The sequence below is a fragment of the Aeromonas media genome (assembly GCF_000819985.1).
In the GTDB taxonomy this organism is placed as follows: domain Bacteria; phylum Pseudomonadota; class Gammaproteobacteria; order Enterobacterales; family Aeromonadaceae; genus Aeromonas; species Aeromonas media.
This window is the reverse complement of record NZ_CDBZ01000035.1, coordinates 9,494-24,344: the sequence shown is the minus strand read 5'-3', so window position 1 is coordinate 24,344 and position 14,851 is coordinate 9,494. Positions and strand designations below refer to the sequence as shown.

The following is a 14,851-nucleotide window of genomic DNA, read 5'->3' as shown; positions in this document are numbered from 1 at the left end:
CAGGCAATCGCTTGGGCCTCTTTCATGCCGGTGGCGAAAGGGCTAGAAGGCATCCCCCGGCACCCGCACCCAGCCTTCCATCAGGATGCGGGCGGAGCGCGACATCACCGCCTTGGTGACCGTCCACTGTCCCTCTATCTGCCGCGCCTCAGCCCCCACCCGCAAGGTGCCGGAGGGATGGCCGAAGCGCACCGCCTCGCGCTCGCCGCCACCGGCCGCCAGGTTGACGAGGGTGCCGGGAATGGCCGCCGCGGCGCCGATGGCCACGGCGCAGGTGCCCATCATGGCGTGATGCAGCTTGCCCATGGAGAGCGCCCGCACCAGCAGATCGATCTCATCGTCCTTCACCTCCTTGCCGCTGGCGGTGCGGTAATCCTTCGCCGGCGCGACGAAGGCAATTTTCGGCGTGTGCTGGCGGGTCGCTGCCTCTTCTGCAGTCTTGATTAGCCCCATGCGCAGGGCCCCGGCGATGCGGATCTGCTCGAAGCGGGCCAGTGCCTCGGGGTCGCCGTTGATCTGCTCGCGTAGCTCAGTGCCTTCATAGCCAATATCTTCGGCGTTGACGAACACAGTCGGGATACCTGCGCTGATCAGGGTGGCTTTTAATGTGCCTATGCCCGGCACCTCCAGTTCATCGATCAGATTGCCGGTGGGGAAGAGGGCGCCGCCGTCCTCGCCATCCTCGGAGGGGTCAAGAAACTCCAGCACGATTTCGGCGGCGGGGAAGGTGACCCCGTCCAGCTCGAACGCGCCTGTCTCCTGAACCTGACGGTTCGTCACCGGCACATGGGCAACGATGGTCTTGCCAATGTTGGCCTGCCAGATCCGCACCACGCAGGTGCCGTTGTCGGGGATGCGGACCGGATCCACCAGCCCGGCGTGGATGGCGAAGGCGCCCGCGGCGGTGGAGAGGTTGCCGCAGTTGCCGCTCCAGTCCACGAACGCCTTGTCGATGGCTATCTGGCCGTATAAATAGTCCACGTCGTGATCCGGTTGGCTGCTCTTGGAGAGGATCACGCACTTGCTGGTGGAGGAGGTGGCGCCCCCCATGCCGTCCATGTGGGCCGAATAGGGGTCGGGGCTGCCGATCACCCGCAGGAAGAGCGCATCGCGGGCCGGGCCGGGCACCTGGCAGCGCTCGGGCAGATCAGATAAGCGGAAGAAGACGCCCTTGCTGGTGCCGCCGCGAATATAGGTGGCCGGGATTCTGACTTGAGGTGCGTGAGTCGAAGAGAGTGGGGCCATAGAAGTTGTCCTGATCGTGCTTGTTCGGGATAGAAGACGGCAGCCAGGGGGCTGCCGTCTTGACGTTAGGCCTGGCTTGCCGCCTGTTGCGCCGTCGACGCTAGGAAGTCCTGGGCGAAGCGTTGCAGCACGCCGCCCGCCTCGTAGACCGAGACCTCCTCGGCGGTGTCGAGGCGGCAGGTCATGGGCACTTCGATCACCTCGCCGCTGCGACGGTGGACAACGAGAGTGAGATCGGCGCGAGGCTGGCGCTCCCCCACTACATCGTAGGTCTCGGTGCCGTCTAGCCCAAGAGTGAGGCGGCTGGTGCCCGGCTTGAACTCGAGCGGCAGCACCCCCATGCCGATGAGGTTGGTGCGATGAATGCGCTCGAAACCTTCCGCCGCGATGGCCTCCACCCCGGCCAGCCGCACCCCCTTGGCCGCCCAGTCACGGGACGAGCCCTGACCGTAGTCGGCGCCGGCGACGATGATCAGCGGCTGCTTGCGCGCCATGTAGGTTTCGATGGCTTCCCACATCCGCATCACCCGACCTTCCGGCTCGACGCGGGCGAGGGATCCCTTCTTCACCGCGCCGTTCACCACCGCCATCTCGTTGACCAGCTGGGGGTTGGCGAAGGTGGCGCGCTGGGCGGTCAGGTGATCGCCGCGGTGGGTGGCGTAGGAGTTGAAGTCCTCCTCCGGCAGGCCCATCTTCGCCAGGTACTCACCCGCCGCGCTGCTGCGCAGTATGGCATTGGAGGGGGAGAGGTGGTCTGTGGTGATGTTGTCCGGCAGCAGCGCCAGCGGCCGCATCCCCTTGAGGGTGCGCTCACCCGCCAAGGCACCCTCCCAATAGGGCGGGCGGCGGATATAGGTGCTTTGGGGGCGCCAGTCGTACAGGGGCGCCACCTTGGGGCCGTTCTCTTCCTCGAGGGTGAACATGGGAATGTAGACCTGACGGAACTGGGCCGGCTTCACCGAGGCCTTGACCACGGCGTCGATCTCTTCGTCCGACGGCCAGATGTCTTTGAGGCGAACGTCCTTGCCGTCCACCACTCCCAGCACGTCCTTCTCGATGTCGAAGCGGATGGTGCCGGCGATGGCGTAGGCCACCACCAGCGGCGGGGAGGCGAGGAATGCCTGCTTGGCATAGGGGTGGATGCGGCCGTCGAAGTTGCGGTTGCCCGACAGCACGGCGGTGGCGTACAGGTCGCGATCGATGATCTCCTGCTGGATGGCAGGATCCAGGGCGCCGGACATGCCGTTGCAGGTGGTGCAGGCGAAGGCCACCACGCCGAAGCCGAGTGCGGCAAGCTCGTCGTCCAGCCCCGCCTCTTTGAGGTAAAGCGCGACTGTCTTGGAGCCGGGGGCCAGGGAGGATTTGACCCAGGGCTTGCGGGTGAGGCCGAGCCTGTTGGCGTTGCGCGCCAGGAGGCCGGCGGCGATCACGTTGCGCGGGTTGCTGGTGTTGGTGCAGCTGGTGATGGCGGCGATGATCACGGCGCCATCCGGCAGCAGGCCGTCCGCCTCCTGGGCGCGGGCGCGGTCCAGATCCACCGCGATGCCGCGCGTGGCCAGCTCGGCCACCGGCAGGCGGCGATGGGGGTTGGAGGGGCCTGCCAGGGTACGTACCACGGTCGACAAGTCGAAGTGCAGTACGCGCTCGTATTGGGCATCCACCAAGGCATCGGCCCAGAGGCCGGCCTCTTTGGCGTAGGTCTCCACCAGCCTGACCTGCTCGTCGTCACGGCCGGTGAGTCTGAGGTAGTCGATGGTCTGGCCGTCGATGAAGAACATGGCCGCGGTGGCGCCATATTCCGGCGCCATGTTGGAGATGGTGGCGCGATCGCCGAGGGTCAGGGCGGCGGCGCCCTCGCCACGGAACTCCAGATAGGCGCCGACCACCTTCTGCTGGCGCAGGAACTCGGTGAGCGACAGCACCAGATCCGTGGCGGTGATGCCGGGTTGCGGCTTGCCGGTCAGCTCCACACCGACGATCTCCGGCAGCCGCATCCAGGAGGCGCGGCCCAGCATCACGTTCTCGGCCTCTAACCCACCGACCCCGACGGCTATGACGCCGAGGGCATCCACGTGGGGGGTGTGGCTGTCGGTGCCGACGCAGGTGTCCGGGTAGGCGATGCCCCTGTCGTTGTGAATGACAGGTGACATCTTCTCCAGGTTGATCTGGTGCATGATGCCGTTGCCCGGCGGGATCACCTCGATGTTCTTGAACGCCTGCTTGGTCCAGTTGATGAAGTGGAAGCGATCCTCGTTGCGGCGATCCTCGATGGCGCGGTTCTTCTCGAACGCCTGCGGATCGAAGCCACCGCATTCGACGGCCAGCGAATGGTCGACGATGAGCTGCACCGGCACCACGGGATTGACCTGGGCGGGATCCCCCCCCTGATCGGCGATGGCGTCGCGCAGGCCCGCCAGGTCCACCAGGGCGGTCTGGCCCAGGATGTCGTGGCACACCACGCGCGCCGGGAACCAGGGGAAGTCGCGCTCGCGCTTGCCATGGACTATCTGGCCGAGGCACTCGCCGAGGATGGCCGGATCGCACCGACGCACCAGGTTCTCGGCATGGACGCGGGCGGTGTAGGAGAGCCTGTCCCAGGCGCCGGGGGTGATGGCGTTCACCGCCTCCCTGGCATCGAAGTAGTCAAGCACCGTGCCTGGCAGGGGCTTGCGGTATTGAGTGTTGATCATCACTTGCGCTCCTTGAGCGGCACGAACACCAGGTCTTCCGGGCCGACGTAGTTGGCGCTCGGGCGGATGATCTTGCCGTCGATGCGTTGCTCGATGACGTGAGCGGACCAGCCGGAGGTGCGGGCGATGACGAACAGCGGGGTGAACATGGCGGTGGGCACCCCCATCATGTGGTAGCTGACGGCGCTGAACCAGTCGAGGTTCGGGAACATCTTCTTGGCCTCCCACATGGTGGACTCCAGCCGCTCGGCAATGTCGAACATCTTGGTGTTGTGCTGCTCCAGGCTGAGCGCGCGGGCCACTTCCTTGATCACCTTGTTGCGGGGATCGGAGACGGTGTAGACCGGGTGGCCGAAACCGATGACCACCTCTTTCTTCTCGATGCGGGCACGGATGTCTGCCTCGGCCTCGTCCGGATTCTCGTAGCGTTTCTGGATCTCGAAGGCCACCTCGTTGGCGCCACCGTGCTTGGGCCCGCGCAGGGCACCGATGGCGCCGGTGATGCAGGAGAACATGTCGGAGCCGGTGCCGGCGATGACGCGGCCGGTGAAGGTGGAGGCGTTGAACTCGTGCTCGGCATAGAGGATGAGGGAGGTGTGCATGGCGCGCACCCAGGAGTCACGGGGCTTTTCGCCGTGCAGCAGGTGCAGGAAGTGGCCGCCGATGGAGTCGTCGTCGGTCTCCACATGGATGCGCTTGCCGTTGTGGCTGAAGTGGTACCAGTAGAGCAGGACGGACCCCAGGCAGGCCATCAGCTTGTCGGCGATGTCCCGGGCACCCGGGTGGTTGTGATCGTCCTTCTCCGGCGAGAGGCAGCCCAGTACCGAGACGGCGGTGCGCATCACGTCCATGGGGTGGGCGGAGGGGGGCAGCTGCTCCAGGGCGGTCCTGACCCCGGTGGGCAGGCCGCGCAGAGCCTTGAGCTTGGCCTTGTAGGCGGCCAGCTCGGCCACATTGGGCAAATGGCCGTGCACCAGCAGGTGGGCGATCTCTTCAAATTCGCAGCTGGTGGCCACATCCAGGATGTCGTAGCCACGGTAGTGCAGGTCGTTGCCGGAGAGGCCCACGGTACACAGGGCGGTATTGCCGGCGGCGGTGCCGGAGAGGGCGACGGATTTCTTCGGCTTGAAGCCGGTGGTTTCGGGAATGGCGCTCATCACATGTTTCCTCATTCAGTCCGTTGAAGCGCCGGCCGCCAGCATGAGACGGCCGGTCGCCGTGTTATTCCTTGGTAGACAGGTCCTGGGTAAACAGCCTGTCCAGGGTCTGCTCGTAGTGGTGGTAGCCGAGGAAGTCGTAGAGGGACTCCCGGGTCTGCATGGTGTCGACCACGGCGCGCTGGTGGCCATCGCGGCGCAACTGCTGATAGACGTTGAGGGCGGCCTGGTTGGCGGCGCGGGTGGCGCTCAGGGGGTAGAGCACCATGTCGACGCCGTGGGCGGCGAGCGCTTCCTTGTCAAACAGCTCGGTCTTGCCGAACTCGGTCATGTTGGCGAGGATCGGCACCCCGGCTGCCTGCTTGAAGCGGTCGTACTGGCCCAGTTCGGTGACCGCCTCGGCGAAGATCATGTCGGCGCCTGCTTCCACATAGGCGGCGGCGCGCTCCAGCGCCGAGCCCAGCCCTTCCACCGCCAGGGCGTCGGTGCGGGCCATGATGACGAAGTGTTCATCTCGGCGGGCATCCACCGCCGCCTTGATCCTGTCCACCATCTCGGCGATGGAGACCACCGCCTTGTTCGGCCTGTGGCCACAGCGTTTCTGGGCCACCTGATCCTCCATGTGGACGGCGGCCACCCCACCGCGCTCGAAGGCGCGGACGGTACGGGCGATGTTGAAGGCGCCGCCCCAGCCGGTGTCGATGTCCACCAGCAGGGGGATCTCGGTGGCAGCGGTGATGCGCTCGGCATCGATGAGCACGTCGTTCATGGAGGTCATGCCCAGATCCGGCAGGCCATAAGAGGCGTTGGCCACCCCGGCGCCGGAGAGGTAGAGGGCCTTGAAGCCGCTGCGTTCGGCCATCAGCGCCATATAGGCGTTGATGGTGCCAACGATCTGCAGGGGTTTCTCATTGGCCAGCGCGGTGCGAAAACGCGCCCCGGCCGAGGGGGACAAGTTAGACATAGTGACTCCTTTCATGCTGCTCATGTTTCGCTGTGAATAGAACCATCTCACACTACGTTGACGTTAACGTCAATTATGCTTAGGTCCAAGGCCCGTCAATCTGCGGGTACAGGCGGCCCCTCTTTTGATAACTACTTGCCATTCAATTGGATAGCTCTTGATGCCCCAGGTGCGCCGGGTCAATGGCATGACGCCGCCATGGGGAGCAGGACCGATTCTGTCGTCTTCCACGAGGGGGGGCAACGAATTCGAAGGGGGGTGTCATGAGATGAAAAGTGGCTGTCGCCCGATGCAAAGCGGACGTTTACGTAAACCCCTAGATTCACTCTGGACGATGTTTTCACCCATGAATGAATCTGGAGAACAGCCATGGCCAACGCCATTCGCTTTTATGAAACCGGGGGGCCCGAGGTCCTGCGTTATGAAGAGGTCAGTGTTGGCGAGCCCGGGCCAGGCCAGGTGCGCCTGCGCCACGCGGCGGTCGGTCTGAACTATGCCGACACCTATTTTCGCAACGGCACCTACCCCATCCCCATGCCAAACGGCCTCGGCGTCGAGGCGGCCGGTGTCGTGGAAGCGCTGGGCGAGGGGGTGACCAACGTCGCCGTCGGGGATCGCGTCACCTACACCGGCTTCATCAATACCCTTGGCGCCTACGCCACCCAGCGCCTGATCCCGGCCGCCCCGCTCATCAAGTTGCCGGATAGCATAGCGTTCGAGACCGCTGCCGCCATGACCATGCGCGGTCTCACCTCCGCCTACCTGATGCGCCGCATCCACGCCTTCAAGCCCGGTGACAGCATCTTGCTGCACGCGGCGGCGGGCGGGGTTGGCCTCATCGTCGCCCAGTGGGCCAAGCTGCTGGGGCTGACGGTGATAGGCACCGTGTCGAGCGACGCCAAGGCCGAGCTGGCCCGTGCCCACGGCTGCGACTTCACCATCGACTACAGCCGTGAAGACGTGGCCACCCGGGTGCGTGCCCTGACTGGTGGCGCCGGGGTCGACGTGGTGTTTGACAGCGTCGGCAAGAGCACCTTCATCGGGTCGCTCGATTCCCTCAAGCGCCGCGGCCTGATGGTCTGCGTCGGCACCGCCTCCGGCCCCATCGACGGCTTCAACCCCCAGTTGCTGGCCATGAAGGGCTCCCTCTACCTGACCCGTCCTGCGCTCGCCGACTACATCGCCGACCCGGCCGAGAAGGAGGCGCTGGCCGGCGAGCTGTTCGATCACGTGGCCAGCGGCCGGATCAAGATCGAAATCAACCAGAAGTACGAGCTGCAGGACGCAGCGCAGGCCCACCGGGATCTGGAGTCGCGCCAGACCACGGGCTCTTCCGTCTTCATCATCTAGGCCACGGATCTCAGGCCAGTCCGCACTCAAGGGCGGCGCCTGACAGCATAGACTTGTCATTCAGGGAGAGAGACATGCGTGTAGAACAACTGACCTGCCATATCGGCGCCGAACTGAGCGGCGTGCGCCTGGCGGACGCCGTTCATGATGAAGGGCTGTTCGCCGAGCTCCGCACCCTCCTGCTCAGGCACAGAGTGCTGTTTTTGCGTCAGCAGGAGATCAGCCGGGCCGATCACGTGGCCTTCGCCCGCCGCTTCGGCGAGCTGGAGGATCACCCGGTGGCGGGCAGCGATCCGGACAACCCCGGCCTGGTGCGTATCTACAAGTCGCCGGATGTGCCGAGTGATCGCTACGAGAATGCCTGGCACACCGATGCCACCTGGCGTGCCCAACCCCCCATGGGGTGCGTGCTGCGCTGCGTGGAGTGCCCACCCGTGGGGGGCGACACCCTCTGGGCCAACATGGTGGTGGCCTACAAGCAGCTGCCTGACGAGATCAAGCAGAAGATCGCCGGTCTGCGCGCCCGTCACAGCATAGAGGCGAGCTTCGGGGCGGCCATGCCCACCCCGAAGCGGCTCGCCTTGAAGGCGCAGTTTCCGGATGCGGAGCACCCCGTGGTGCGCACCCACCCGGAGACAGACGAGAAGATCCTGTTCGTCAACGCCTTCGCGACCCATTTCACCAACTACCACACACCGGCCCACGTGCGGGTCGGCCAGGACTACAGCATGGGAGGCAGCGATCTGCTGCGTTACCTCATCAGTCAGGCCTATATCCCGGAATATCAGGTGCGCTGGCGCTGGCAGCCGGGCAGCGTGGCCATCTGGGACAATCGCAGCACCCAGCATTATGCCGCCATGGACTACCCCCCCAGCCATCGCAAGATGGAGCGGGCCGGGATCATGGGTGACACCCCCTTCTGATAGACAGGTTCTGATCAACGATGCCCGGGCGAGTGGATCGTCCGGGCACAGCTTCACCTCAAGGAGAGAAACAGATGCAATTTTTTGACGATTCCCTGCACCCGGAAAACATGGAGAAGGTGGTCATCACCGTGGCCCCCTATGGCCCTGAGTGGGCGCCGGGCGACTTCCCGGAAGACATCCCGGTGACCATGGAGGAGCAAGTCCAGAAGGCGGTGGAGTGCTACGAGGCCGGTGCCACCGTGCTGCACCTGCACGTGCGCGAGCTGGACGGTACCGGCTCCAAGCGCCTGTCCAAGTTCAACGAGCTGATCGCCGGGGTACGCAAGGCGGTGCCGGACATGATCATCCAGGTCGGCGGCTCCATCTCCTTCGCCCCGGAAGGCGAGGGGGAGGCGGCCAAGTGGCTCTCCGATGACACCCGCCACATGCTGGCGGAGCTGACCCCGAAACCGGATCAGGTCACGGTGGCCATCAACACCACCCAGATGAACATCATGGAGCTGCTCTATCCGGAGTACCTGGCAGGCACGTCGCTGGCGAACCCGGCCTACCAGGCCGCCTACAGCGAGATGACGGTGCCGGCCGGCCCGGCCTGGGTGGCGGAGCACCTCAAGCGCCTGATGGCCAGCGGCATCCAGCCTCACTTCCAGCTGACCGGCATGCACGCCCTCGAGACCCTGGAGCGCCTGGTGCGCAAGGGGGTCTACATGGGCCCGCTGAACCTCACCTGGATCGGCATCGGCGGCGGCTTCGACGGCCCCAACCCGTTCAACTTCATGAACTTCGTCCATCGTGCGCCGGACGGTGCCTGCGTCACCGCCGAGTCTCTGCTGAAAAACGTGCTGCCGTTCAACATGATGGCCATGGCCATGGGGTTGCACCCCCGCTGCGGCATCGAGGACACCATCATAGGCCAGCACGGTCAGCGCATGAGCTCGGTGGAGCAGATCCGCCAGTGCGTGCGCGTCGCCCACGAGCTGGGGCGCGAGGTGGCCAATGGCAAGGAGGCCCGCGCCATCTACCGCATCGGCGTGCAGTACGACAGCATCGAGGAGACCCTGCTGGCCAATGGCATGGCGCCGAACCGCGTCCCTGGCCAGCTCGGTGTGCCGCAGCGCTGAGCCAGATGGGTCGCGGTATGAAAAACCCGCACCGCGACCCGTCAACTCTGTTTGCCAAAGGGCGGCAGCCCTTGCACTATGCAGCACCCAGCAAAACTGAGCGATGCATCAGTAGTGGGTGCCCGGTGGCTCCGGCCACCGGTGCCCTGACCGGGATCCTGCCCAACTTGAAGTAGCACGAGGGATTGTATGGCTACGTATCATATCGATGACGACCCCCAGGCCGGCAAGGTTGCCGTGCCCCGTCGTTATGCCTGGATAGTGTTTGCGCTGACCTTCGGTCTGCTCATCTCAGATTACATGTCGCGCCAGGTGCTCAACGCCGTCTTCCCCATGCTCAAGGGGGAGTGGGCACTCTCCGACACCCAGCTGGGGCTGCTCAGTGGCATAGTGGCGCTGATGGTCGGCCTCTTGACCTTTCCGCTCTCCCTGCTCGCCGACAGGTTCGGCCGGGTCAAGAGCCTGGCGCTGATGGCCGCGCTCTGGAGCCTGGCGACCCTGGGCTGCGCCCTGGCTCAGGACTATGAGCAGATGTTCATCGCCCGCTTCCTGGTGGGGGTGGGGGAGGCCGCCTACGGCAGCGTCGGCATCGCCGTGGTGGTCTCGGTGTTCCCGCGGGAGATGCGGGCCACCCTCTCCGGCGCCTTCATCTCCGGCGGCATGTTCGGCTCCGTGCTCGGCATGGCCACCGGGGGCGTGCTGGCGCATTTCCTCGGCTGGCGCTGGGCCTTCGCCGGCATGGCGCTGTTCGGTCTGGTGCTGGCGGCCCTCTATCCCCTCATCGTCAAGGAGGCGCGGATCTCCCAGACCAGCCGGGCGGCACGGGGGAACACGGAGGCGGGTCGCAGCCCGCTGCGTAGCCTCTACTCCAGCCGCTCGGTGATCTCGGCCTATGTGGGCAGTGGTCTGCAACTGTTCGTCGGTGGCACCGTCATCGTCTGGATGCCGAGCTATTTCAACCGTTACTACGGACTGGACACGGACAAGGCGGGGCTCATGGCCGCCATCATAGTGCTGTGCAGCGGGGCCGGCATGATCCTCTGCGGCATGCTGAGCGATCGGCTGTGCCGCAACCGGCCGGATCGCAAGATAAGCCTCGCCATCGCCTACTGCCTCGGCAGCTGTGCCCTGCTCTCCCTGGCGTTTGCCCTGCCGGCCGGGTTGCCCCAGCTGCTGCTGATCGGTCTGGGAATGTTCATCGCCACCGGCACCTCCGGCCCCGCCGGTGCCATGGTGGCGAACCTGACCCACGCCAGCATCCACGGCACCGCCTTCGCGACCCTGACGCTGGCCAACAACCTGCTTGGCCTCGCGCCCGGTCCCTTCATCACCGGCAAGGTGTCAGACCACATCGGTCTGGACAACGCCTTCCAGCTGGTGCCCCTCATCAGTGTCGCGGCGGCGGTGGTCTTCTTCTACGGCAAGCGCCACTACCACAAGGATGTGGCCAGGCTCGAAGGTGACGCCCGCCTGGTCACCACCGGCCCCCAGGGCAGCGAGGTGAGGGCATGACGCTCAGCATCGAGGTCTATTTCGATTTCATCTGTCCCTGGTGTCTCATCGGCAAGCGTCAGCTGGATCAGGCGCTGGCCCAGTTGCGGGTGGCGCAGCCCGAGGTGCAGGTTGCCGTGAGCTGGCGCGGGGTGCAGCTGCTGCCCGCGCTGCCGGTGCAGGGGGAGGCGTTTCACGATTTCTATCTGCGGCTCCTTGGCAGCGAGCAGGGGATGAGCCTGCGTCAGGCCCAGGTGCGACAGGCGGCGGCCAGCGTCGGCGTAGAGCTGGACTTTGGCAAGATCCCCCGCATGCCGAACACCGCCGATGCCCACCGCCTGTGGCAACGGGCCTGCCAGCTCGGCAGCCCGTCCCAGTGCGAGGCGTTGCTGGAGTCCCTGTTCGCCAGCCACTTCCTGCACGGTGGGGATCTGGGGGATGGCACTGGGGGATGGCAGTACCCTGCTGGGGCTGGCCGAGGCGGCCGGTTTCTCGTCCGCCGAGCTGGTGAGCAGCCTGCAGGGGGATGGTACCCCCTTCCTTGGCACCGCCGAGGGGGCCGCCAGCCAGGGGGTTCCGAGCTTCGTGCTGGGAGGACGGGTCCTCTCCGGAGCCCAGCCGGTGGAGCGCCTGCTCGCCAGCCTGCGCCAGGCCGTCGCGGCGGCGGCCCGGACGTCGGCGACACGGATTGCGGTGCCTGCCGAACGGGTGCCTGCGCCGGGCAAGCGGATCCTCATCGAGGCTGAGGGCAAGAGCCTGGTGCTGTTCAACGTCGATGGCCGTTTCCACGCCATCGATGACGGCTGTCCCCATCAGGGGGCGTCCCTGTGCGGCGGCCGGCTGGAGGGGGAGGTGATCCAGTGCTGTGCCCACGGCCTGCGCTTCAACCTGAACACCGGCTATCTGCTGGGCTCCACCCAGCTCAGAGTCAACTGTTACCCGGTCGAGCGGGCGGGTGACCAGCTCCATATCGTCATTCCACAAGAGGACGCCGCTTCATGCACGCGTTGAACCCCACCGCCACTGCCCGTTTCTCGCGGGTACGCGAGCTGGCCCCCGGCATGGCGGTCAGCATCACGGTGGCGGCCGCCGCCACCTTCCTGTCCGAACACTACGGGGCTCCCGTGCTGCTGTTCGCCCTGCTGCTCGGCATGGGGTTGAACTTCCTCAGCGCCGAGGGGACCTGCAAGGCCGGCATCGAATTCACCGCGCGCAGCGTGCTACGCATCGGGGTCGCCCTGCTCGGCATGCGCATCACCCTGGGCCAGATCGCCGAGCTGGGCTGGATGCCGGTGTTGCTGGTGGTCACCCTGGTGGTGGTCACCATAGGCCTGTCGGTGGTCGCCGCCAAGGCGATGGGCTTCCAGCGCCTGTTTGGCATGCTGACCGGCGGGGCTACCGCCATCTGTGGCGCCTCCGCCGCCCTGGCCCTGGCCGCCTCCCTGCCGAGCCATCCCCAGAAGGAGCGAGCCACCCTGTTCACCGTGATCGGGGTCTCGGTGCTCTCGACCCTGGCGATGATCCTCTACCCCATGATCGCCCGCTATTTCGAGCTGACACCGGTGGAGGCCGGGGTCTTCCTCGGCGCCACCATCCACGACGTTGCCCAGGTGGTGGGAGCCGGCTACAGCATGTCCACCGAGACCGGGGATGTGGCCACCGTGGTCAAGCTGATGCGGGTCGCCATGCTGCTGCCGGTGATCGTCGTCGCCGCCATGATCACCCGCAGGCAGGGGGCGGATCCTGCCTCCGGCAAGCGTCCGCCCCTGCTGCCGCTGTTCGCCGTCGGCTTCCTGGTGCTGGCCTGCATCAACAGCACAGGCCTGGTGCCCGCCATGGTTCAGGGAGGGGTCAACGAGCTGTCGCGCTGGTGCCTGGTGATCGCCATCGCCGCCATCGGCATGAAAACCCAGCTGAAAGAGCTGGCGGCCGTCGGCATCAAGCCCATCCTGCTGATGGTGGGGGAGACCGCCTTCCTGGTCGCCCTGGTGCTGACCCTGATGCATTGGGGCATCAAGCCATAACGTACGGAGAAACCCCGACCCTGGTCCTCCTCTCACAGGGGGCTGGGAGGGGCGGGGAGACAGGTCCAATCAAGACGCCCCGTCATTGAAGAAGAGCAAACGCCCCCGTGGCCAACGGACTAGCCAGAGAGCAGAGAGGTATTTATGAACAAGGTTTATCCCAGCGCCCAGGCCGCCCTTGGCGATCTGGTGCAGGACGACATCACCATCGCCTCGGGGGGCTTCGGCCTGTGCGGCATTCCCGAACAGCTTATCGAGGCGCTGCGCCAGAGCGGCAAGCGCGGCTTCACCATCATCAGCAACAATTGCGGGGTGGATGAGTTCGGCCTCGGGCCGCTGCTCCATAGCCGCCAGATCAGGAAGATGATCTCCTCCTACGTGGGGGGCAACAAGGAATTCGAGCGCCAGTACCTCGCGGGGGAGCTTGAGCTGGAGTTCACCCCCCAGGGGACGCTGGCGGAGAAGCTGCGGGCCGGCGGCGCCGGCATCCCCGCCTTCTTCACCCGCACCGGTTACGGCACCCTGATTGCGGAAGGCAAGGAGACCCGCCAGTTCGACGGCGAGTGGTATGTGATGGAGCACGCCCTGACGGCGGACCTGGCCCTCATCAAGGGGGCCAGAGCGGATCGGGCGGGCAACCTGATGTTCAACAAGACCGCACGCAACTTCAACCCGCTCTGCGCCAAGGCGGGACGGATCTGCGTGGCCGAGGTGGAGGAGATAGTCGAGGTCGGCGAGCTGGACCCCGACGAGATCCACCTGCCCGGCATCTATGTGCAGCGGCTGGTGCTGAACCCCCATCCCGAGAAGCGTATCGAAGTGCGGACAGTGAGGAGCTGACGATGGCCTGGACCCGTGAAGAGATGGCGCCGTGTTGCGCGCAAGTGCTGCCAGCAGCGTTCGTTTTACAACATTGCGCACAGAGGAGTTGTTAACGATGGCCTGGACTCGTGAAGAGATGGCGCAGCGCGCCGCAAAGGAGCTGCAGGACGGCTTCTACGTCAACCTGGGGATCGGCCTGCCGACCCTGGTGGCCAACTACATCCCGGACGGCATGGAGGTGTGGCTGCAGAGCGAGAACGGCCTGCTCGGCATCGGCCCCTTCCCCGGCGAAGAGGAGCTCGATCCCGATCTCATCAACGCCGGCAAGCAGACCATCACCACATTGCCCGGCAGCAGCTTCTTCGACAGCGCCGAGAGTTTTGCCATGATCCGCGGCGGCCACATCAACCTGGCCCTGCTCGGGGCCATGCAGGTCTCCGAGCGCGGGGATCTCGCGAACTGGATGATCCCGGGCAAGATGGTCAAGGGCATGGGGGGCGCCATGGATCTGGTGGCCGGGGTCAAGCGGGTGGTGGTGCTGATGGAGCACTGCGCCAAGAACGGAGAGCACAAGATACTGGAGTGGTGCTCCCTGCCGCTGACCGGGGTCGGCGTGGTGGATCGCATCATCAGCGATCTCGCCGTGCTGGACGTGACCCCCACCGGCCTTCGCCTGGTGGAGCTGGCCCCCGGCATCGAGTTCGCGCAGTTGCAGGCCGCCACCGGCTGCGCCATCGCGCGCTGATCGTCTGGCTTTCGGTGGGGAGGGGGCCTGGCCTTTCCCCGCCGTTTTTATGTCTGACACCCGTCTCCCCTTCGTCCTGACTCTTCCCCCACGCATCCTGCCCATCCCGCCAGACAGGCAAACAGGCCCGTAATCGGGGTTGTCTGACACCGCTTTGGGCGTCCTTTGCCATCCTCCGCCGGCGCTGTCATCAAATGAAAAGTGGCTGACGTTCAATGGCAAGCGTGGCCCCGGAGGGAGGCCTTACAGTCGGCACACAAGAGAGAAAAACCGAGCTCATCAGCGTGAGCGACACCCCGGGGCCGATGCAAAAACA

At 65.6% G+C, this 14,851-nt stretch carries 12 protein-coding genes and 1 pseudogene; 9 read left to right on the top strand and 4 right to left on the bottom strand.

The window, feature by feature from the left end; genetic code table 11:
• Positions 1 to 42: 42 nt before the first annotated feature.
• The 4 genes from prpF to prpB all read right to left on the bottom strand — a co-directional run bounded on the left by prpF (position 43) and on the right by prpB (position 6,056).
• Complete coding sequence (gene prpF, locus BN1127_RS02890) at positions 43 to 1,245, bottom strand: 2-methylaconitate cis-trans isomerase PrpF (RefSeq protein ID WP_005329468.1); 1,203 nt, start codon at positions 1,243 to 1,245, stop codon at positions 43 to 45.
• Between the two features lie 65 nt (positions 1,246 to 1,310).
• Positions 1,311 to 3,935, bottom strand: coding sequence for a Fe/S-dependent 2-methylisocitrate dehydratase AcnD (acnD, locus tag BN1127_RS02885; RefSeq protein ID WP_197069616.1), 2,625 nt, complete (start codon positions 3,933 to 3,935; stop codon positions 1,311 to 1,313).
• Positions 3,935 to 5,092: a bifunctional 2-methylcitrate synthase/citrate synthase gene (prpC, locus tag BN1127_RS02880; RefSeq protein ID WP_042648406.1), complete on the bottom strand. Its 1,158-nt coding sequence runs from the start codon at positions 5,090 to 5,092 to the stop codon at positions 3,935 to 3,937. Before prpC ends, acnD begins: the two co-directional genes overlap by 1 nt.
• 64 nt (positions 5,093 to 5,156) lie before the next feature.
• Positions 5,157 to 6,056, bottom strand: a complete 900-nt coding sequence (gene prpB / locus BN1127_RS02875) for a methylisocitrate lyase (RefSeq protein ID WP_042648405.1) — start codon at positions 6,054 to 6,056, stop codon at positions 5,157 to 5,159.
• A 369-nt stretch (positions 6,057 to 6,425) separates the two neighbouring features.
• Here prpB and BN1127_RS02870 point away from each other — a divergent pair, with 369 nt between their 5' ends.
• The 9 genes and pseudogenes from BN1127_RS02870 (at position 6,426) to BN1127_RS02830 (ending at position 14,535) form a co-directional block, all read left to right on the top strand.
• Entirely contained in the window at positions 6,426 to 7,406 is a 981-nt protein-coding gene (locus BN1127_RS02870) for a quinone oxidoreductase family protein (RefSeq protein WP_005329476.1), read from the top strand.
• Between the two features lie 74 nt (positions 7,407 to 7,480).
• Entirely contained in the window at positions 7,481 to 8,329 is an 849-nt protein-coding gene (locus BN1127_RS02865) for a TauD/TfdA dioxygenase family protein (protein ID WP_042648404.1), read from the top strand.
• A gap of 74 nt (positions 8,330 to 8,403) precedes the next feature.
• Positions 8,404 to 9,453, top strand: a complete 1,050-nt coding sequence (locus BN1127_RS02860) for a beta-keto acid cleavage family enzyme (RefSeq protein ID WP_042648403.1) — start codon at positions 8,404 to 8,406, stop codon at positions 9,451 to 9,453.
• Positions 9,454 to 9,642: 189 nt separating this feature from the next.
• Positions 9,643 to 10,965, top strand: a complete 1,323-nt coding sequence (locus BN1127_RS02855) for an MFS transporter (RefSeq protein WP_042648402.1) — start codon at positions 9,643 to 9,645, stop codon at positions 10,963 to 10,965.
• Positions 10,962 to 11,318: pseudogene (locus BN1127_RS23100) on the top strand (DsbA family protein); the annotation flags it as partial. The gene BN1127_RS02855 and the pseudogene BN1127_RS23100, both read left to right, overlap by 4 nt.
• 64 nt (positions 11,319 to 11,382) lie before the next feature.
• Positions 11,383 to 11,955, top strand: coding sequence for a Rieske 2Fe-2S domain-containing protein (locus BN1127_RS22625; RefSeq protein ID WP_231557429.1), 573 nt, complete (start codon positions 11,383 to 11,385; stop codon positions 11,953 to 11,955).
• On the top strand, positions 11,943 to 12,968 hold the full coding sequence (locus BN1127_RS02840) for a YeiH family protein (RefSeq protein WP_171268889.1): 1,026 nt from the start codon (positions 11,943 to 11,945) through the stop codon (positions 12,966 to 12,968). Before BN1127_RS22625 ends, BN1127_RS02840 begins: the two co-directional genes overlap by 13 nt.
• A 144-nt stretch (positions 12,969 to 13,112) precedes the next feature.
• Positions 13,113 to 13,808, top strand: a complete 696-nt coding sequence (locus tag BN1127_RS02835) for a CoA transferase subunit A (RefSeq protein WP_042648400.1) — start codon at positions 13,113 to 13,115, stop codon at positions 13,806 to 13,808.
• 97 nt (positions 13,809 to 13,905) lie between these two features.
• A complete protein-coding gene (locus BN1127_RS02830; RefSeq protein ID WP_042648399.1) occupies positions 13,906 to 14,535 on the top strand; it encodes a CoA transferase subunit B in 630 nt (209 codons plus the stop codon).
• The last annotated feature ends 316 nt before the right edge of the window (positions 14,536 to 14,851 follow it).

What these genes read in the sequence shown, in the direction of transcription:
- BN1127_RS02865 (WP_042648404.1), top strand. Translation starts at nt 7,481, where the DNA reads ATGCGTGTAGAACAACTGACCTGCCATATCGGCGCCGAACTGAGCGGC.
- prpF (WP_005329468.1), bottom strand. Translation starts at nt 1,245, where the DNA reads ATGGCCCCACTCTCTTCGACTCACGCACCTCAAGTCAGAATCCCGGCC.
- BN1127_RS22625 (WP_231557429.1), top strand. Translation starts at nt 11,383, where the DNA reads ATGGCACTGGGGGATGGCAGTACCCTGCTGGGGCTGGCCGAGGCGGCC.
- prpC (WP_042648406.1), bottom strand. Translation starts at nt 5,092, where the DNA reads ATGAGCGCCATTCCCGAAACCACCGGCTTCAAGCCGAAGAAATCCGTC.
- BN1127_RS02830 (WP_042648399.1), top strand. Translation starts at nt 13,906, where the DNA reads ATGGCCTGGACTCGTGAAGAGATGGCGCAGCGCGCCGCAAAGGAGCTG.
- BN1127_RS02840 (WP_171268889.1), top strand. Translation starts at nt 11,943, where the DNA reads ATGCACGCGTTGAACCCCACCGCCACTGCCCGTTTCTCGCGGGTACGC.
- BN1127_RS02870 (WP_005329476.1), top strand. Translation starts at nt 6,426, where the DNA reads ATGGCCAACGCCATTCGCTTTTATGAAACCGGGGGGCCCGAGGTCCTG.
- BN1127_RS02855 (WP_042648402.1), top strand. Translation starts at nt 9,643, where the DNA reads ATGGCTACGTATCATATCGATGACGACCCCCAGGCCGGCAAGGTTGCC.
- prpB (WP_042648405.1), bottom strand. Translation starts at nt 6,056, where the DNA reads ATGTCTAACTTGTCCCCCTCGGCCGGGGCGCGTTTTCGCACCGCGCTG.
- BN1127_RS02835 (WP_042648400.1), top strand. Translation starts at nt 13,113, where the DNA reads ATGAACAAGGTTTATCCCAGCGCCCAGGCCGCCCTTGGCGATCTGGTG.
- acnD (WP_197069616.1), bottom strand. Translation starts at nt 3,935, where the DNA reads ATGATCAACACTCAATACCGCAAGCCCCTGCCAGGCACGGTGCTTGAC.
- BN1127_RS02860 (WP_042648403.1), top strand. Translation starts at nt 8,404, where the DNA reads ATGCAATTTTTTGACGATTCCCTGCACCCGGAAAACATGGAGAAGGTG.